Below are 17723 nucleotides of genomic sequence, written 5' to 3' on the forward strand. Positions count from 1 at the left end.
GCGGCGCTGTCGATTCGCCGGCGCACCGCCCGACTACTGGGTAAGGCAGCCCGTTCTGCTGCCAGGGAGAACGACGATGAAATACCTGTGTCTGATCTACAGCGACGAGAAGCTGCTGCACAGCCTGCCGGACAGCCCGCGCGACGGCGAGTGCCTCGACTACTTCCAGAGCGTGCAGCAGAGCGGCCGGCTGCTCGCCGCCGAGCCGCTGGAACCGGTGGCCACGGCCACCACGGTGCGCGTGCGCGGCGGCAAGCTGAGCGTCACCGACGGGCCGTTCGCCGAGACCAAGGAGCAGCTGGCCGGCTTCTACCTGATCGAGGCGCGTGACCTCAACGAGGCGCTGCAGATCGCCGGCGGCATCCCCGCGGCGCGGGTCGGCAGCGTCGAAGTACGGCCGGTGCGCCAGCTGCAGCTCGGGGGCTGACGCCGTGTGCCCGTTCTGTCTGGCTGCCCTGGTCGTGGGTGGCGCCAGTGCCAGTGGTCTCGGCCTGTGGCTGGGCTGTCGCCCTGCGGCCACCAGGAGGAATAGCGATGAAACCTGAATACCCGAAAATCGCCAGCCGTGAACAGTGGCTGGCCGCGCGCGTGGCCCTGCTGGAGCAGGAAAAGGCCCTGACCCGCCAGCGCGATGCGCTGAATGCCGCGCGCCGGCAACTGCCGATGGTGGAAGTCACGGCGGACTACCGCTTCAACGGGCCAGATGGCGAGGTGCCCTTGGCTGAGCTGTTCGAGGGCCGCCGCCAGCTGATCGTCTACCACTTCATGTATCACCGCGACAAAGGCGAGGGCTGCCCCGGCTGTTCCTTTCTGGTCGACAACATCGGCCATCAGGCCCACCTGCATGCCCGCGACACCAATCTGGTGCTGGTCTCGCGGGCGCCGCTGGCGGAGCTGGAGGCCTTCAGGCGGCGCATGGGCTGGCGCCTGCCCTGGTACTCCTCGTTCGGCAGCCGCTTCAACTACGACTTCCACGTGACCCTCGACGCGGCCGAGGCGCCGGTGGAGTACAACTACCGCGACCGGGCCGAGCTGCAGCGCCAGGGACAGCTGGATGACGTCAAGGGCGAGCTGCCCGGCGCCAGCGTGTTCCTGCGCGACGGCGAACGGGTGTACCACTGCTACTCCACCTACGCCCGCGGCCTGGACATGCTGATGAACACCTACCACTACCTCGACCTCACGCCGTTCGGCCGTGGCGAGGGCTGGGGCGGCATGCCCGACCTGGAGGGCAAGGGGCTGATGTGGACCCGTCTGCACGACGAGTACCAGGGCGCGGCGCCTGCCCGCCACGACTGCTGCGCCTGAGCGCAAAAGGAGGGAAGAACATGAGCAGCAACACCGAACTGCGCACCCTGATCGACAGCTGGGTCGCGGCCAACCTGGCCAAGAACCTGGACGCCATCATCGAGCACTACGCCGAGGATGTGCTGGCCTTCGACGCCATCCTCCAGCTGCAATTCAAGGGCCGCGCCGCCTACCGGGCGCACTGGCAGATGTGCCTGCAGATGTGCGCGGGACCGACCACCTTCGAGGTGCGCGAACTGCAACAGGAGGCCGGCGCCGAGCTGGGCTTCGGCCACTTCCTCGCCTACTGTGCCGGCACCGACGCCGAGGGCAAGAGCCAGGGCTGCTGGTTGCGCGTCAGCCAGGGTTACCGCCGGCAGGGCGGGCGCTGGCTGATCGCCCACGAGCACTTCTCGGTGCCGTTCGATCCCGAGAGCGGGAAGGCGCTGTTCGGCCTGCAGCCCTGAGATCACGGTGGCCTGCACAAGGGCCGGTGCCACGGCGCACCCTACGCGGAGCGAAGACAACCATGAGCCTTTTGATCTTCCTGGTACTGCTGCTCGCCGGCCTGGCGGTATTCATCGCCTCGCGCCCGGCGGCGTTTCGCATCGAGCGCTCGGCGCTGATCCAGGCCACACCGGAGCAGGTGTTCGCCTGGGTCAACGACTTCCACCGCTGGCACCAGTGGTCGCCCTGGGCCAGGCGCGACCCGGCCATGCGGGTCAGCTACGAAGGGCCGGCGAGCGGGGTGGGGGCGATCTACCGCTGGCTCGGCAACCGTGAAGTGGGCGAGGGCAGCTGCCGCATCAGCGCCAGCCAGCCCGGCGCGCTGGTGCGCATGGAGCTGCAGTTCATCAAGCCGTTCCAGGCCGACAACATCGCCGAGTTCCACTTCCAGGCCGAGGCCGGCGGCACGCGGGTGAGCTGGAGCATGAGCGGCAGCAACAACTTCGTCGGCAAGGCCGTGGGCCTGCTGTGCAACATGGACAAGATGGTCGGCAAGGACTTCGACCAGGGCCTGGCCAGCCTCAAGGCGCTGGCCGAGGGCGAAAAAACCTGACGCCGGCGCCAAGCTTGCCAAGCAGCTGTGGCGGCTCCTGCTCTACAATCGCCCTTTTGCTGCCTGCCAAGGAGCTGCCGTGGAATCGGTGATCGCGGTCGAAAACCTGAGCAAGACCTACGCGTCCGGCCACCCGGCGCTGAAGCAGATCAATCTGCAGATCGACAAGGGCGAGATCTTCGCCCTGCTCGGCCCCAACGGCGCCGGCAAGACCACCCTGATCAGCATCATCTGCGGCATCGTCAATCCGGGCGAGGGCCGGGTGCGGGTGGCCGGCTACGACATCAAGGCCGACTACCGCGCGGCCCGCTCGCAGATCGGCCTGGTGCCCCAGGAGCTGGTCAACGACGTGTTCGAGACGGTGTGGGCGACGGTCCGCTTCAGTCGCGGCCTGTTCGGCAAGAAGCCCGACCCGCAGTACCTGGAGCAGCTGCTCAAGGACCTGTCGTTGTGGGACAAGCGCGAGGCGAAGATCTTCGAACTGTCCGGCGGCATGAAGCGCCGGGTGATGATCGCCAAGGCGCTGTCCCATGAGCCGTCGATCCTGTTCCTCGACGAGCCCACCGCGGGGGTGGATGTGGAGCTGCGCCGCGACATGTGGAACATGGTCCGGCGCCTGCGCGAGCGCGGGGTGACCATCATCCTCACCACCCACTACATCGAGGAGGCCGAGGAAATGGCCGACCGCATCGGGGTGATCCGCAAGGGCGAGATCATCCTGATCGAGGACAAGCACGTGCTGATGCACAAGCTCGGCAAGAAGCAGCTGACCCTGCAGCTCAAGCACCCGCTGGCCAGCGTGCCCGCCGAGCTGGACAGCTACGGCCTGGAACTGGCCGATGCCGGCCATGCCCTGGTGTTCACCTTCGACGCCCAGCGCGAGCACACCGGCATCGCCGAGCTGCTCAAGGACCTGGCCCAGCACGGCATCGACTTCAAGGACCTGCAGTCCAGCGAGAGTTCGCTGGAAGATATCTTCGTCAATCTGGTGAGGGCCAGCGCATGAACCTGTATGCCATCAAGGCCATCTACCTGTTCGAATTGCACCGCACCTGGCGCACCCTGCTGCAGAGCATCGCCACCCCGGTGATCAGCACCTCGCTGTACTTCGTGGTGTTCGGTTCGGCCATCGGTTCGAGCATGACCCAGGTGCAGGGCGTCAGCTACGGCGCCTTCATCGTGCCCGGGCTGATCATGCTGGCGCTGCTGACCGAGAGCATCTCCAACGCCTCGTTCGGCATCTACATGCCGAAGTATTCGGGGACCATCTACGAGCTGCTCTCGGCGCCGATTTCCTACCTGGAGATCCTCATCGGTTTCGTCGGCGCGGCGGCCACCAAGTCGGTGATCCTCGGCCTGATCATCCTGGTTACGGCGCGGCTGTTCGTCGATTTCGAGATCGCCCATCCCGTGGTCATGGCGCTGTTCCTGGTGCTGACGGCGATCACCTTCAGTCTGTTCGGTTTCATCATCGGCGTGTGGGCCGACGGCTGGGAGAAGCTGCAGGTGGTGCCGGCGCTGATCGTCACGCCGCTGACCTTTCTCGGCGGCAGCTTCTACTCGATCAGCATGCTGCCGCCGCTGTGGCAGCAGGTGACCCTGTTCAATCCGGTGGTGTACCTGATCAGCGGGTTTCGCTGGAGCTTCTACGGGGTGTCCGACGTCAATGTGGCGGTCAGCCTGGGCATGACGGTGGGCTTTCTGCTGCTGTGCGTGGCGATCGTTAGCTGGATGTTCAAGACCGGGTATCGGTTGCGCCAGTGACTCTGGGGGGATGGGGTTCTAGGCCGGGCTGATTATCGAGTTTTGTTGATACTTCTGGTTTCGCCCTCCCGGGCGAGTCACTTTCTCTTGCTCGCACAAGAGAAAGTAACCAAAGAGAAGTGCGCCCCGACATCCGGGTTTCGCTGCGCGAAACTTCCCTCCTTCCGGTGCCGCTCCGGGGGCCGGCTTACAAGGGCCATCCCTGGCCCTTTAAGCCTCTCGCCGCATCCCTGCGGCTCGTCCCCCTGCGCACCACCTCCACTCGGCCTCCTGACGGGGGATCGGGCACCGAGTTGCTTGAAGGCTCTTTGCTCTATTTCTTAACGCGAACTTTCAGGCACCACCAAACGCCCCTTCAGGAGGGTGAGCGGAATCGTCGTGTAAGGGGTTGAGCGGCAGGGATGCCGCGAGAGCCGCGATGGGCCAGGGATGGCCCTTCGCGGCGGGCCCCTGGAACGGCGATGGAGCGAACGAACCCCGCCGCAGGCGGGGCCGTATGCAGGGGCAAGCGTTTTTGCTTACTTTTTCCGCGTCTGGAAAAAGTGAGTCGCCCAGCAGGGCGAAACCAAAAGGTTGAGCCGACTGGTTAATTGGCCGGGTGCGCGATTGCAGCCAATGCCGATCTTGCTCCTGCGCTTCAGCACTCGATGATATTCACCGCCAAGCCGCCGCGTGCCGTCTCCTTGTATTTGCTCTTCATGTCCGCCCCGGTATCCCTCATGGTACGGATTACCCGGTCCAGGGAAATGAAGTGCTGGCCATCCCCGCGCAGGGCCATGCGTGCGGCGTTGATCGCCTTGATCGAGCCCATCGCATTGCGCTCGATGCAGGGCACCTGGACCAGCCCGCCGACCGGGTCGCAGGTCAGGCCGAGGTTGTGCTCCATGCCGATCTCGGCGGCGTTCTCCACCTGGGTGATGGTGCCGCCGAGCACCTCGCACAGCGCGCCGGCGGCCATCGAGCAGGCCACGCCGACTTCGCCCTGGCAGCCGACCTCGGCGCCGGAGATCGAGGCGTTCTCCTTATAGAGGATGCCGATGGCGGCGGCGGTGAGCAGGAAACGCACCACGCCATCGTCGCTGGCAGAGGGCACGAAGCGCCGGTAGTAGTGCAGCACCGCCGGCACTATGCCGGCCGCGCCATTGGTGGGGGCGGTGACCACCCGGCCGCCGCTGGCGTTCTCCTCGTTGACCGCCAGGGCATAGAGGTTGACCCAATCCAGCACGGTCAGCGGGTCGCGCAGGCTGGCTTCCGGGTGCTCGCTGAGCTGGCGCTGCAGGGCGGCGGCGCGGCGGCGCACCTTGAGGCCGCCGGGCATGATGCCCTCGTTGCGGCAGCCGGCGGCGACGCAGTCCTGCATCACCTGCCAGATGTTCAGCAGCCCGGCGCGGGTTTCCGCCTCCGGGCGCCAGGCCGCCTCGTTGGCCAGCATCAGCTGGCTGATCGACAGGTTGTGTTCGCTACAGAGGGCCAGCAACTGCTTGGCGCTATGGAAGGGGTAGGCCAGCTGGGTCTGGTCCTCGACGATGCGGTCGAGGCCGGCGGCTTCCTCGTCGACCACGAAGCCGCCGCCCACCGAGTAGTACTCGCGCGCGCGGATCTGCAGGCCGGCGGTGTCGAAGGCGCGGAAGATCATGCCGTTGGGGTGGTAGGCCAGCGGCTTGCGGATCAGCGCCAGGTGGTCCTTCTCGACGAAGCGGATGCGCCGCTCGCCGCCCAGGTTCAGCTCGCCGCTGGCGCGGATGGTCGCCAGGCGCGGCTCGATGGTCGAGGTGTCGATGCTGTCCGGCTGTTCGCCTTCCAGGCCGAGCAGCACCGCCTTGTCGCTGCCGTGGCCCTTGCCGGTGGCGCCGAGCGAGCCGTACAGCTCGACCTTGAGGCTGACCGTGGCGGCCAGCTGGTTATCGCGCCTGAGCCCTTCGACGAAACGCGCGGCGGCGCGCATGGGGCCGACCGTGTGCGAGCTGGAGGGGCCGATGCCGATCTTGAACAGATCGAATACGCTGAGGGCCATGAAGTACTCCGAGTGACTGTCTAGTCGCAGCTTACACCCTGGGCCGAATCCTGCGCGGGGTGCGCCTGCCGCCTGTCAGTGCTGCCGCGCCCGGCGGATGCGCAGCATGATGCCGAGCAGGATCAGCAGCGCCAGCGGGCCCATGGCGAGCATTGCGGTTTTCACCGGGATGGCCAGGCCGAGGCCGTGCAGGCCCTCGTAGGACAGCTTGAACAGGCTCAGCAGGTAGTAGCTGATGGCGATGATCGAGAGCCCTTCGACGGCCTTCTGGATCTTGATCTGGGTGTCGGCGCGGGCGTTCAGGCTGCGCAGGATGGCCGAGTTCTGTTCTTCCACCTCGACCTGCACCCGCGCCTGCAGCAGGTCACCGAGGTTGGCCACGCTCTGCCCGAGGCGCACCAGGCGCTGGTCGGTGGCTGCGCAGTAGCGCACGGTCGGGCGGAAGCGCCGCTCGATGAACACACCGAGGCGCTGGCAGTCGTCGACATGGCTTTCGCGCAGTTCGGCGATGCGCTCGCCGACGATCTGCGCATAGGCCTCGGTGGCGCCGAAGCGCTGGCGGGTGCGCGCGGTGCAGCGGACGATGCGCGCCGACAGCTGGGCGATGGCGGCGGAGAGCACCTTGGCGCTGTCGCTGCCTTCGGCGTTGCGGTCGGACAGCGCGGCCAGTTCGCGGTCGTAGTCCTTCAGCTGGCGGCTGACGTCCTGCGCCACCGGCAGGGCCAGCGAGGCCATCATGCGGTAGGTCTCGATCTCCAGCAGGCGGCGGATCATGCGCCCCAGGCGGTAGGCGTTGAGGCGGCGGTTGACCAGCAGCAGGCGGTTGACGCCGTGCTCGTCGAGGCGAAAGTCCGACCAGACGGTGGCGTCGCCGTCGCCCAGGCTGGAGCCGGCGGGGTCCTTGAAACCGTAGCCGCTGACGCTGCCGGCCCAGTCGCGCTCGGCCTCCACCAGCACCTGCACGGCACTGATCAGCAGGGGCCGCAGCGGCTGGATCAGCCCGGCCAGCGGCTCGGGCAGCGCCGGCCAGGGCTCGCCCCCGGCGGGGCGGGGCAGTACCAGGGTGAGGGTGAAGAATTCGCTGTGGCGCTCCCATTTGAGCGTGGCCGCGTCCAGGCGCAGCAGGCCCTGGACCTCGTTGGCCGGCAGCACTTCGCTGGCCAGGCGCTCGAGTTGGCTGACCAGCTCGACGCAGGCCTGCTCGGCATCGACGAAGGCCAGGTGGTAGACGTGCGACGGCTCGCGGAAATAGATCGACGGCCGGGCGTGCAGTTCGTTGTGCAGGGTTTTGCGCAGTGGGTGCATGGTGAGAGGGAGGGCCAGAAAGGGAAGGTTTCTGGATGACGCAGTTTCGTGACTCGCTGGTCACATTGCGCTGTGCCGCCGGAAACGCGAAAGCCCCGCATTGCGGGGCTTTCCATCGGCTCTTGCCGGGTGCGCGCGGCGCACCCTGCGGATCGCTTAGTGGTGTTCGCGGGTGGCGCGGAATTTCACGTCCGGCCAGCGCTCTTCCATCAGGCTCAGGTTGACCCGGGTCGGCGCCAGGTAGGTGAGGTGGCCACCGCCGTCGACCGCCAGGTTCTCGTAGGCCTTGTCCTTGAATTCCTCGAGCTTCTTCTTGTCGTCGCACTCGATCCAGCGTGCCGACCAGACGTTGATCGCCTCGTAGGCGCACTCGACCTTGTATTCCTCCTTGAGGCGGCTGGCGACCACGTCGAACTGCAGCACGCCGACGGCGCCGAGGATGATGTCGTTGTTGCGCTCGGGGAAGAACACCTGGGTGGCGCCTTCCTCGGCCAGTTCCTGCAGGCCCTGGCGCAGCTGCTTGGATTTGAGCGGGTCCTTCAGGCGCACGCGGCGGAACAGTTCCGGGGCGAAGTGCGGGATGCCGGTGAAGCCGAGCACCTCGCCTTCGCTGAAGGTGTCGCCGATCTGGATGGTGCCGTGGTTGTGCAGGCCGATGATGTCGCCGGCATAGGCCTCTTCCAGCATCTCGCGCTCACTGGAGAAGAAGGTCAGGGCGTCGGCGATGCGCAGATCCTTCTTGATCCGCACGTGGCGCATCTTCATGCCCTTCTCGTACTTGCCCGAGCAGATGCGCATGAAGGCGATGCGGTCGCGGTGCTTGGGGTCCATGTTCGCCTGGATCTTGAACACGAAGCCGCTGAACTTCTCCTCCACCGGTTCCACGGTGCGTTCGTTGGCCACCCGCGCCAGCGGTTGCGGCGCCCAGTCGACCACCGCGTCGAGCACGTGGTCGACGCCGAAGTTGCCCAGCGCGGTGCCGAAGAACACCGGGGTCAGCTGGCCGGCGAGGAATTCTTCCTGGTCGAACTCGTGGCAGGCGCCCTGCACCAGTTCCAGTTGTTCGATGAAACGCTCGTACTCGTCGCCCAGGTGGCTGCGGGCCTCGTCGGAGTCGAGGTGCTGGATGATCTTGACCTCGGTGCGCTCGTGGCCGTGGCCCGGGGTGTAGACGATGATGTAGTCGTCCTTGAGGTGGTAGACGCCCTTGAAGTCGCGGTAGCAGCCGATCGGCCAGGTGATGGGCGCCGCCTTGATCTTCAGCACCGCCTCGATCTCGTCGAGCAGTTCGATCGGGTCGCGGATGTCGCGGTCGAGCTTGTTGATAAAGCTGACGATGGGCGTATCGCGCAGGCGGCACACGTCCATCAGGGCGATGGTGCGTGGCTCCACGCCCTTGCCGCCGTCGAGCACCATCAGCGCGCTGTCCACCGCGGTCAGGGTGCGGTAGGTGTCTTCCGAGAAGTCCTCGTGGCCGGGGGTGTCGAGCAGGTTGATCATGTGCTCGCGGTAGGGGAACTGCATCACCGAGGTGGTGATGGAGATGCCGCGCTGCTTCTCCATCTCCATCCAGTCGGAGGTGGCGTGGCGGTCGGACTTGCGCGACTTCACCGTACCGGCCACGGCAATCGCCTTGCCCATCAGCAGGAGCTTCTCGGTAATGGTGGTCTTGCCGGCGTCGGGGTGGGAAATGATGGCGAACGTACGGCGTTTGGCGACTTCTGCGGCCTGGATGGTCATGCTCGGGGAACCCGTCGACTGATAGTCGGTCTGTCAAAAAAGGCGGCGATTATAACGGGAAACGCGGGCTGCGCGGCGCCCGGCTGGCGCACAGGGGCGGCGCGGCTTTGTGCAGCATTTCGGACGTTTTGTTGAAGATCGAAAACAGTCAATCAGTCTGGCGACAATCGGGGGTAAAACGGCGGCAATTTTTGATTGATCTCGGGCCCCCATGGTCCTAAAGTTCGCGCCCGAACGTCCATGCTGGAAACGATCCATCCGGCTCAAGTACTGACGACGAGAGGTTGCAGGCCCGCCCGGGCGCAATCCTCGGCGACATGCCTTGGGAAGTAGGCGAACCAAAGTGGGGAAACGGATTAGACGTTCGCGGCTCTTCGACGAGCCATCATCCCTGTTAAGCACCCATAGCTTGCCTTACCCATTTGGAGTTCCCTGCATGCCGATCAAGGTCGAAGACTACTACCCGCGCGAAACCTTCCAGAAGATGAAGGCCTTCGCCGACAAGCACGAAACCCCCTTCGTGGTGATCGACACCGAGATCATCGGCCAGGCCTACGATGACCTGCGCGCCGGTTTCGAGTTCGCCAAGGTGTACTACGCGGTCAAGGCCAACCCGGCCGTCGAGATCATCGAACTGCTGCGCGACAAGGGTTCCAACTTCGACATCGCCTCCATCTATGAGCTGGACAAGGTGCTGGCCACCGGCGTCGGCCCGGAGCGCATCAGCTACGGCAACACCATCAAGAAATCCAAGGACATCCGCTACTTCTACGAGAAGGGTGTGCGTCTGTACGCCACCGACTCCGAGGCGGATCTGCGCAATATCGCCAAGGCCGCGCCGGGCTCGAAGGTCTATGTGCGCATCCTCACCGAAGGCTCGACCACCGCCGACTGGCCGCTGTCGCGCAAGTTCGGCTGCCAGACCGACATGGCCATGGACCTGCTGATCCTCGCCCGCGATCTGGGCCTGGTGCCCTACGGCCTGTCCTTCCACGTGGGCAGCCAGCAGCGCGACATCTCCGTGTGGGACGCGGCCATCGCCAAGGTCAAGGTGATCTTCGAGCGCCTCAAGGAAGAAGACGGCATCGAGCTCAAGCTGATCAACATGGGCGGCGGCTTCCCGGCCAACTACATCACCCGCACCAACAGCCTGGAAACCTACGCCGAGGAAATCATCCGCTTCCTCAAGGAAGACTTCGGCGACGACCTGCCGGAAATCATCCTCGAGCCGGGCCGCTCGCTGATCGCCAACGCCGGCATCCTGGTCAGCGAAGTGGTGCTGGTGGCGCGCAAGTCGCGTACCGCCGTGGAGCGCTGGGTGTATGTGGACGTGGGCAAGTTCAGCGGCCTGATCGAAACCATGGACGAGTCGATCAAGTTCCCGATCTGGACCGAGAAGAAGGGCGAGATGGAAGAGGTGGTGATCGCCGGCCCGACCTGCGACAGCGCCGACATCATGTACGAGAACTACAAGTACGGCCTGCCGCTCAACCTGTCGATCGGCGACCGCCTGTACTGGCTGTCCACCGGCGCCTACACCACCAGCTACAGCGCGGTGGAGTTCAACGGCTTCCCGCCGCTGAAGGCCTACTACCTGTAAGCAGTGTGTCAGCAGAAGAACCCCGCCCATCGGCGGGGTTTTTTGTGCCTGCGATTCAGCGCCTGGCGGGCTCGGTGCCGGGCTTTCCGAAAATTAACGAGAATTGTTTTCAGTAAGTATTGCTACGGCAAATGTAAATTATTATCATCTCGCCCGCTTTAGATCATCCCCCTCTCGCCACGGCCAATACAGAGCCATTACAGAGAGTCGGGGCATCTTTTAAATTGGGGAGAGACCATGTCCATTCGTAGCTGCAAGCATCACAAGAGCAGCCAGCTCGCCGCGCTGATCGCCGCCGCCGTTCCCGCCATGGCGTTTGCCGCCCAGAACGACAGCGTGCAGGAAGAACTGAGCCTGCCGGCCACCAGTGTGACCTCCGCCGCCGAAGTGCCTTACAAGGCCACCCGTAGCGCCAACGACAAGATGACCGAGGCGCTGCTGGACACCCCCAAGACCGTGCAGGTGATCAAGAAGGAAATGCTCCGCGAGCAGGGCGCCAGCAGCCTGATGGAGGCGCTGCGCAACACCCCCGGGATCACCATGCAGCTGGGCGAGAACGGCAACACCGCCGCCGGCGACACCTTCATGATGCGCGGCTTCTCCACCCAGACCTCGACCTTCGTCGACGGCATCCGTGATCTCGGCGCGGTCAGCCGCGACGTGTTCAACATCGAGCAGGTGGAAGTGGTCAAGGGCGCGGCCGGCTCCGATATCGGCCGGGGCGCTTCGTCCGGCTACATCAACCTGGTGTCCAAGCTGCCGACCCTGGAAGACAGCATCAGCGGCACCCTGGGCTACGGCACCGCGGACAAGGCGGCGCTGACCGCCGACATCAACCAGACCCTGAACCAGGGCTCGGCGCTGCGCCTGAACCTGATGCGCCGCGACGGCGGCGTCGATGGCCGCGACTACGTGGAAAACAGCAGCTACGCCGTGGCGCCTGCCCTGGCCTTCGGCCTGGATGGCGATACCCGCCTGTACGTCTACAGCCAGCACGTGCGCCAGGAGAATGTGCCGGATGGCGGCATTCCGACCATCGGTATGGACGGTTTCTACAATGCCGATGCCCGCCTGAATCGTGGTGGCAAGGTCGACGAAGACAACTTCTACGGCAGCGACGACGACTACGAGGATGTCGAGGCCGACATGCTCAGCGTCAAGTTCGAGCACGACTTCAACGAGGTCACCACCCTGCGCAACACCTCGCGCTTCGGCAAGACCACCACCGACCGCATCCTCACCGGGGTCAACACCCTGTCGGTCAACGGTTCGAGCGATCCGGCCGACTGGACGGTGAGCCGCTCGCGCCAGCTGACCGACCAGGAAAACGAGATCACCGCCAACCAGACCAACCTGAGCACCGAGTTCTTCACCTTCGGCCTGCGCAACACCCTGGCCACCGGCGTCGAGTTCATGCGCGAAAGCCAGCGCACCGAGTCCGGCGCGACCGCTCGGCAGGTCATCGATGGGGTGACCCATGTGGCGGTAACCCTGCCGAATGCCGACCTGTACGACCCCAATGCCCATGACTCGATGGGCAAGCCTTACAAGACCGGTGCGTACAGCGATGGCACCACCGACACCGCGGCCTTCTATGTCTTCGATACCCTGCACCTCAACGAGCAGTGGTCGGTCAATGCCGGCGTGCGCTTCGAGCACTACCGCACCGACTCCAAGGGCGCCTCGCTGGTGGCGATCGCCAGCACCCCGGCCACCAATGACTACCTGCTGACCCCCTATGACCTGGACAGCTCCGACGACCTGACCAGCTGGAACACCGGCATCGTCTACAAGCCGGCCGAGAACGGCAGCATCTACCTGTCCTACGCCAACTCGCTGACTCCGCCGGGCAGCGCCAACTTCGCCCTGTCCACTTCCGAGAACAGCGACAGCCAGCCGAACCTGGACCCGCAGGAAACCGAGCACGTCGAGCTGGGCACCAAGTGGGACCTGCTGGATGCGCGCCTGAACCTGACTGCCGCGGTCTATCGCACCGAGAACAGCAACCAGGTGTCCTATGATGCGCTGAGCGACAGCTACCAACAGGACGGCAAGATCCGCGTGACCGGCGTCGAGCTGGGCATGGTCGGGCAGATCACCAACTTCTGGCAGGTCAGCGCCGGTATCGCCAGCATGGACACCGAGCAGCTGGATCAGGTCAGCCGCAGCAATGCCGGCGTGATCACCGAGAACACCGGCGTGCGCTGGTCGCCGGACCTGACCGCCACCCTGTGGACCTCCTACACCCTGGGCGACTTCACCCTCGGCGGCGGCGCGCGCTACGTCTCCGACCAGGACCGCCTGATCGCCGAGGGCGCCGACCGCAGCACCACCAACATGGCGGAAATCCCGTCGTACTGGGTGGCCGATGCCATGGCCGCCTACCGGGTGAACGAGAACCTCAACCTGCGCCTGAACGTCTACAACCTGTTCGACGAGGAGTACATCGCCACCCTCAACAACAGTGGCGCGCGAGCGGTGCTGGGCACGCCACGCTCGGCGATGGTGACCACCGAGTTCAGTTTCTAACCCGCTGAAGCCCGCCAAGGAGCCTGCGCCACTGCGCGGGCTTCTTGCGTTGGGAGAGGAGCCTTTCGATGTTGCTGCATATCCCGCAGGTACTGAGCAAGCAGGAGGTCGCCGCGCTGCGCGCCGAGCTGGCCGCCCACGACTGGGTCGATGGCGTGCACACCTCTGGCGCCCAGGCCGCCCAGCTCAAGCACAACCTGCAGTTTCCGGCCGACTCGCCGGCCTTTGCCGGCCTGTCGCAGCGCGTCGCCGATGCCCTGGCGCGGCACCCGCTGTTCGTCTCGGCGGCCTTGCCGCGACACATCCTGCCGCCGATGTTCAATTGCTACCGGGGCGGCGGGCAGTACGGCAACCATGTCGACAACGCCCTGCAGCGCGACCGCTTCAGTGGCCTGCAGGTGCGCACCGACGTGTCGACCACGGTGTTTCTCAGCGAGCCCGAGGAGTACCAGGGCGGCGAGCTGATCGTCGAGGACACCTACGGCGAGCACGAGGTCAAGCTGGCCGCCGGCGATGCCATCGTCTACCCCTCCACCAGCCTGCACCGGGTCGAGCCGGTCACGGCCGGGGCGCGCATCGCCGCCTTCCTCTGGACCCAGAGCCTGGTGCGCGATGCCTGGCAGCGCAAGATGCTGTTCGACCTGGACATGACCATCCTCAAGCTGCGCGGCCAGTTGGGCGATAGCGAAGAAGTGCTCGGCCTGACCAGCACCTACCACAACCTGCTGCGCCAGTGGGTGGAGTGAGCATGTCGCCCTTGCCCCCGCTTACGACCATTGCCGCTGACCTGGTCTCGGCCGCCGACTACCGGCGTTATGCCCGGCAGCGGCTGGACGAGAATGCCCTGGCCTACCTGGAGGGCGGCGCGGCCGATGAGCTGACCTGCCAGGCCAACCTGCAGGTCTGGCAGGACTGGGCCCTGCTGCCGCGCATGCTGCGTGACCTGCGCGGTGGCCATAGCCGTTGCCGCCTGCTCGGCGACGAGCTGCAGCACCCGATCCTGTTGGCGCCGGTGGCCTACCAGCGGCTGTTCCATGCCGAGGGCGAGCTGGCCACGGCCATGGCCGCCGGGGTGATGGGCGGCGCGGCGGTGCTCAGCTCGTTCGCCTCGACCCGCCTGGAGGAGGTTGCCGAGGTGGCCCAGGGCCCGCTGTGGTTCCAGCTGTACTGGCAGGGCGATGGCCCGCGCAGCCTGGCGCTGGCCGAGCGCGCGGCGGCCGCCGGCTACCGGGCGCTGGTGCTGACCGTGGATGCGCCGGTCAGCGGCGTGCGCAACCGCGAGCAGCGCGCCGGCTTCCAGCTGCCGGAGGGCATCCGCGCGGTGAATGTGGACCAGGCGCTGTCGTTGCCCGAGCTGCAGCCGGGGCAGAGTGCGGTGTTCGATGGCCTGCTGGCGCTGGCGCCGCGCTGGGCCGAGGTGGCCTGGCTGTGCCGGCACAGCCCGCTGCCGGTGCTGCTCAAGGGCATCCTGCATCCGCAGGACGCCCAGCTGGCCCTGCAGGCCGGCGCCGCCGGGGTGATCGTCTCCAACCACGGCGGGCGGGTGCTGGACAGCCAGTTGCCGGCGCCGAAGATGCTGCCGGCCATGCGCCAGGCCGTGGGGTCGGAGGCCCTGCTGCTGGTCGATGGCGGCATCCGCCGCGGCAGCGACGTGCTCAAGGCCATCGCCCTGGGCGCCGATGCGGTGCTGATCGGCCGGCCCTATGTGCATGCCCTGGCCACGGCCGGGGCGCTGGGGGTGGCGCACCTGCTCAAGCTGCTGCGCGAGGAGCTGGAGGCGAGCATGGCCCTGTGCGGTTGCCGCGAGCTGGCGGATATCAGCCCCGAGGTTCTCCTGCGCGTGCGCGACCTGTAACGGCGAGCGCCAAGGTAAAGGCTGGGTAAACCCCGAGCAGATGCAAATGCTTCCTATCTAAACTGTGCGCCGATCCGGGCGTGGCCTGCTGAGCAAGGTGTTTGTCGTGTTCAAGAAGATTGTTTTCCAACTGCACTGGTTGTTCGGCATCACGGCCGGCCTGGTCCTGGCGGTGATGGGGATTAGCGGTGCGCTGTACGCCTTCGAGGGCGAGATCCTGGGCGCCCTCAACCCCGAGGTGCTGCGGGTCGAGGTGCGCGAGTCGGGCATCCTGCCGCCGGCCGAGCTGGTGGCGAAGATCGAGGCGGCCGAGGGCAAGAACGTCGTCGGCCTGTGGGTCGACCAGCGCGATGGCCGTGCCGCGCGGGTGTTCTTCACCCCGCCGCCCGGCGAGCGCCGCGGGCCGATGCGCTTCTTCGATCCCTACAGCGGCGAGCTGCTCGGCGAGCCGAGCGGCCAGGCGTTCTTCGGCCTGATGCTGCAGCTGCACCGCTTCCTGGCCATGGGCGACACCGGCAAGCAGATCACCGCGGCCAGCACCCTGGCGCTGGTGTTCTTCTGCCTGTCCGGGCTGTACCTGCGCTGGCCGCGCCAGGCGCTGAACTGGCGCGCCTGGCTGACCCTCGACTGGGCGAGGAAGGGCCGTGCCTTCAACTGGGACCTGCACGCGGTGTTCGGCACCTGGTGCCTGCTGTTCTACCTCTGCGCGGCGCTGACCGGCCTGTACTGGTCCTACGACTGGTACCGCGACGGCCTGACCCGCCTGCTCTCCGACAGCCCGGCCGGCCAGCAGGGCGGCAAGCCCGGCGAGCGTCGCGGCGGGCGCGGCGAAGCACCGTCCGGGCCGCCACCGACGGTCGACTATGACGCGGTGTGGCACGGCCTGCAGCAAGCCGCCGGGCCGCAACTGGTGGCGTGGAACCTGCGCCTGCCAACCGTGGCCGGTGCGCCGGCGACGGTGTTCTATCTGCTGGAGCAGGCCGCCCACCCGCGCGCCCTCAACCAGCTCAGCCTCGATCCGCTCAGCGGCCAGGTCAAACAGCATGAGCGCTACAGCGACAAGAGCTTCAAGGCGCAGCTGCTGGCCAGCGTCTATGCCCTGCATGTCGGCGAGTACTTCGGCCTGCCCGGGCGCATCCTGATGGCCGTGGCCACCGGTCTGATGCCGCTGTTCTTCATCACCGGCTGGCTGCTCTACCTCGACCGCCGGCGCAAGCAGCGCGCGACCCGGGCCGCCCGTGGTGCGGTGGCGGCGCAGGGCGGCGCCGAGAGCTGGCTGATCGGCTTCGCCAGCCAGAGCGGCCTGGCCGAACAACTGGCCTGGCGCACCGCCGGGCAGCTGCAGGCCGCCGGCTTGCCGGTGCAGGTGCAGCCGCTGGCGCGGGTGGATGAGCAGGCGCTGCAGCAGGCCAGTCGCGCGCTGTTCGTGGTCAGCACCTTCGGCGACGGCGAGGCGCCGGACAATGCCCGTGGCTTCGAGCGCAAGCTGCTCGGCAGCCAGCTGGCCCTGGGCGAGCTGAGCTACGCCGTGCTGGCCCTGGGGGATCGCCAGTACCAGCAGTTCTGCGGCTTCGCCCGCCGCCTGCACGCCTGGCTGGACCAGCAGGGCGCGCGCAGCCTGTTCGCCCCGGTGGAAGTGGACAACGGCGACCAGGCCGCCCTGGCCAGCTGGCAGCAGCGACTCGGCGAGCTGACCGGCGCGGCCGTGCCGGCTCCGGTCGAGCAGCCGTTCGGCGAGTGGCGCCTGCTCGGTCGCGAATGCCTGAACCCCGGCAGCAGCGGCGCGCCGACCTTCCTGGTGCGCCTGCAGATTGCGGCGGGCGGACACTGGCAGGCCGGCGACCTGCTGGAAGTGCTGCCTAACAACGACGCGGCCCTGGGCGCGCGCGACTACTCCATCGCCTCGCTGCCGAGCGACGGCGCGCTGGAGCTGATCGTGCGCCAGGAGCGGCGCAGCGACGGCAGCCTCGGCCTCGGTTCCGGCTGGCTGTGCGGCGAGGCCGATCTCGGTACGCCGCTACTGGCACGGGTGCGCCGCCATGCGGGCTTCCATGCGCCGCAGGAAGACCGCCCGCTGCTGCTGGTCGGCAACGGCAGCGGCCTGGCCGGGCTGCGCAGCCTGCTCAAGGAGCGCATCGCGGCTGGTCGGCAGCGCAACTGGCTGCTGTTCGGCGAGCGCAATGCGGCCCACGACTTCTACTGCCGCGACGAGCTGCAGGGCTGGCTGGCGCAGGGCAACCTGGCGCGCCTCGACCTGGCCTTCTCCCGCGACCAGGCGGCCAAGGTCTATGTCCAGGACCGCCTGCGCGAGGCGGCGGGCGAAGTCCAGCGCTGGGTCGCCGAAGGCGCCGCCATCTACGTCTGCGGCAGCCTGGAGGGCATGGCCGGCGGGGTCGACCGGGTGCTGCGCGAGGTGCTCGGCGGCGAGCGCCTCGACCAGCTGCAGGAAGCCGGGCTGTACCGCCGCGACGTGTACTGAGTCGCCGGATGGGTTGCGGCGCGCAGCGCTGCGCCCAACCCATCCTGTGGCCTGCTGCCGGGCTAGGCGCCGGCGCCCGGCGGCTCTAAG

At 66.8% G+C, this 17723-nt stretch carries 14 protein-coding genes; 11 read left to right on the forward strand and 3 right to left on the reverse strand.

Translation table 11 applies throughout. The features are described 5' to 3' along the window. Positions 1 to 76 precede the first annotated feature (76 nt). The 6 genes from F3I16_RS05635 (at position 77) to F3I16_RS05660 (ending at position 4111) form a co-directional block, all read left to right on the forward strand. Positions 77 to 427: a YciI family protein gene (locus F3I16_RS05635; RefSeq protein WP_160492721.1), complete on the forward strand. Its 351-nt coding sequence runs from the start codon at positions 77 to 79 to the stop codon at positions 425 to 427. Positions 428 to 534: 107 nt separating this feature from the next. Continuing rightward, positions 535 to 1308: a DUF899 domain-containing protein gene (locus tag F3I16_RS05640; RefSeq protein ID WP_160492722.1), complete on the forward strand. Its 774-nt coding sequence runs from the start codon at positions 535 to 537 to the stop codon at positions 1306 to 1308. A 20-nt stretch (positions 1309 to 1328) separates the two neighbouring features. After that, positions 1329 to 1754, forward strand: a complete 426-nt coding sequence (locus F3I16_RS05645; RefSeq protein ID WP_160492723.1) for a nuclear transport factor 2 family protein — start codon at positions 1329 to 1331, stop codon at positions 1752 to 1754. Positions 1755 to 1816: 62 nt separating this feature from the next. Then, positions 1817 to 2347 carry an SRPBCC family protein gene (locus F3I16_RS05650; RefSeq protein ID WP_160492724.1) on the forward strand — a complete coding sequence of 177 codons (531 nt, stop codon included), beginning with the start codon at positions 1817 to 1819 and terminating at the stop codon, positions 2345 to 2347. 79 nt (positions 2348 to 2426) lie between these two features. After that, on the forward strand, positions 2427 to 3353 hold the full coding sequence (locus tag F3I16_RS05655; RefSeq protein ID WP_160492725.1) for an ABC transporter ATP-binding protein: 927 nt from the start codon (positions 2427 to 2429) through the stop codon (positions 3351 to 3353). Beyond that, positions 3350 to 4111 carry an ABC transporter permease gene (locus F3I16_RS05660; RefSeq protein WP_160078528.1) on the forward strand — a complete coding sequence of 254 codons (762 nt, stop codon included), beginning with the start codon at positions 3350 to 3352 and terminating at the stop codon, positions 4109 to 4111. The genes F3I16_RS05655 and F3I16_RS05660 overlap by 4 nt, the downstream gene beginning before the upstream one ends. A gap of 637 nt (positions 4112 to 4748) precedes the next feature. On the opposite strand, the gene F3I16_RS05665 is transcribed toward F3I16_RS05660, so the two are convergent. The 3 genes from F3I16_RS05665 to F3I16_RS05675 form a co-directional block, all read right to left on the reverse strand. Continuing rightward, positions 4749 to 6125: an L-serine ammonia-lyase gene (locus F3I16_RS05665; protein ID WP_160492726.1), complete on the reverse strand. Its 1377-nt coding sequence runs from the start codon at positions 6123 to 6125 to the stop codon at positions 4749 to 4751. 75 nt (positions 6126 to 6200) lie between these two features. Continuing rightward, the gene (locus tag F3I16_RS05670; protein ID WP_160492727.1) at positions 6201 to 7430 is read right to left on the reverse strand and encodes a DUF3422 domain-containing protein; all 1230 of its coding nucleotides are present in this window, start codon (positions 7428 to 7430) and stop codon (positions 6201 to 6203) included. Between the two features lie 156 nt (positions 7431 to 7586). Beyond that, positions 7587 to 9170: a peptide chain release factor 3 gene (locus F3I16_RS05675; RefSeq protein WP_160492728.1), complete on the reverse strand. Its 1584-nt coding sequence runs from the start codon at positions 9168 to 9170 to the stop codon at positions 7587 to 7589. A gap of 436 nt (positions 9171 to 9606) precedes the next feature. Here F3I16_RS05675 and F3I16_RS05680 point away from each other — a divergent pair, with 436 nt between their 5' ends. The 5 genes from F3I16_RS05680 to F3I16_RS05700 all read left to right on the forward strand — a co-directional run bounded on the left by F3I16_RS05680 (position 9607) and on the right by F3I16_RS05700 (position 17633). Then, the gene (locus F3I16_RS05680; RefSeq protein ID WP_160492729.1) at positions 9607 to 10770 is read left to right on the forward strand and encodes a type III PLP-dependent enzyme; all 1164 of its coding nucleotides are present in this window, start codon (positions 9607 to 9609) and stop codon (positions 10768 to 10770) included. A gap of 237 nt (positions 10771 to 11007) precedes the next feature. Next, a complete protein-coding gene (locus F3I16_RS05685) occupies positions 11008 to 13299 on the forward strand; it encodes a catecholate siderophore receptor Fiu (RefSeq protein ID WP_160492730.1) in 2292 nt (763 codons plus the stop codon). 68 nt (positions 13300 to 13367) lie between these two features. After that, positions 13368 to 14045 (forward strand): Fe2+-dependent dioxygenase, encoded by a 678-nt coding sequence (locus tag F3I16_RS05690; RefSeq protein WP_160492731.1) that lies wholly within the window; start codon positions 13368 to 13370, stop codon positions 14043 to 14045. Between the two features lie 2 nt (positions 14046 to 14047). Beyond that, positions 14048 to 15154, forward strand: a complete 1107-nt coding sequence (locus F3I16_RS05695) for an alpha-hydroxy acid oxidase (protein ID WP_160492732.1) — start codon at positions 14048 to 14050, stop codon at positions 15152 to 15154. Positions 15155 to 15260: 106 nt separating this feature from the next. Beyond that, entirely contained in the window at positions 15261 to 17633 is a 2373-nt protein-coding gene (locus F3I16_RS05700; RefSeq protein ID WP_160492733.1) for a sulfite reductase flavoprotein subunit alpha, read from the forward strand. Positions 17634 to 17723 lie beyond the last annotated feature (90 nt).

The organism is Pseudomonas sp. L-22-4S-12 (assembly GCF_009799935.1).
In the GTDB taxonomy this organism is placed as follows: domain Bacteria; phylum Pseudomonadota; class Gammaproteobacteria; order Pseudomonadales; family Pseudomonadaceae; genus Aquipseudomonas.

Bases quoted from the DNA above. Each gene is read 5' to 3' on its own strand.
- F3I16_RS05660 (WP_160078528.1), top strand. From the start codon at position 3,350: ATGAACCTGTATGCCATCAAGGCCATCTACCTGTTCGAATTGCACCGC.
- F3I16_RS05695 (WP_160492732.1), top strand. From the start codon at position 14,048: ATGTCGCCCTTGCCCCCGCTTACGACCATTGCCGCTGACCTGGTCTCG.
- F3I16_RS05650 (WP_160492724.1), top strand. From the start codon at position 1,817: ATGAGCCTTTTGATCTTCCTGGTACTGCTGCTCGCCGGCCTGGCGGTA.
- F3I16_RS05680 (WP_160492729.1), top strand. From the start codon at position 9,607: ATGCCGATCAAGGTCGAAGACTACTACCCGCGCGAAACCTTCCAGAAG.
- F3I16_RS05645 (WP_160492723.1), top strand. From the start codon at position 1,329: ATGAGCAGCAACACCGAACTGCGCACCCTGATCGACAGCTGGGTCGCG.
- F3I16_RS05675 (WP_160492728.1), bottom strand. From the start codon at position 9,170: ATGACCATCCAGGCCGCAGAAGTCGCCAAACGCCGTACGTTCGCCATC.
- F3I16_RS05670 (WP_160492727.1), bottom strand. From the start codon at position 7,430: ATGCACCCACTGCGCAAAACCCTGCACAACGAACTGCACGCCCGGCCG.
- F3I16_RS05665 (WP_160492726.1), bottom strand. From the start codon at position 6,125: ATGGCCCTCAGCGTATTCGATCTGTTCAAGATCGGCATCGGCCCCTCC.
- F3I16_RS05690 (WP_160492731.1), top strand. From the start codon at position 13,368: ATGTTGCTGCATATCCCGCAGGTACTGAGCAAGCAGGAGGTCGCCGCG.
- F3I16_RS05640 (WP_160492722.1), top strand. From the start codon at position 535: ATGAAACCTGAATACCCGAAAATCGCCAGCCGTGAACAGTGGCTGGCC.
- F3I16_RS05685 (WP_160492730.1), top strand. From the start codon at position 11,008: ATGTCCATTCGTAGCTGCAAGCATCACAAGAGCAGCCAGCTCGCCGCG.
- F3I16_RS05635 (WP_160492721.1), top strand. From the start codon at position 77: ATGAAATACCTGTGTCTGATCTACAGCGACGAGAAGCTGCTGCACAGC.